Source organism: Ensifer sp. NM-2 (genome assembly GCF_003024455.1).
GTDB classification, from domain to species: Bacteria; Pseudomonadota; Alphaproteobacteria; order Rhizobiales; family Rhizobiaceae; genus Ensifer; species Ensifer canadensis.
Genome location: NZ_PVZR01000172.1, coordinates 1 through 400, shown reverse-complemented (window position 1 = coordinate 400; position 400 = coordinate 1). Strand labels below are relative to the sequence as shown.

Annotated in this window: 1 pseudogene; it reads left to right on the top strand. The window is 70.2% G+C overall.

Annotated elements, in window-relative coordinates:
- Positions 1-400, top strand: a pseudogene (locus C6558_RS39335) (leucine--tRNA ligase); the annotation flags it as partial.

Here is a 400-nt window from a genome sequence, read left to right as displayed (position 1 = left end):
CCCCAGGACCAGACGGTGCTCGCCAACGAGCAGGTGGTGGACGGCCGCTGCGAGCGCTGCGGCACCGAGGTCACCAAGCGGACCCTGAACCAGTGGTACTTCCGCATCACCGACTACGCGGACGCGCTGCTGGACGACATGGACCAGCTCACCGGTCACTGGCCCGAGCGCGTGCTCGCCATGCAGCGCAACTGGATCGGCCGCTCCGAGGGCGCCCACGTTGACTTCCAGGTCGAGGACGGCCCCGTCGTCACGGTCTTCACCACCCGGCCGGACACGCTGTACGGCGCGACCTTCATGGTGGTCGCCGCCGACGCCCCGCTGGCCGCCGAGCTCGCCGGCGACGACGTGCGGGCCGAACTCGAGGCGTACCGCGAGGACCTGAAGAAGGTCTCGGACA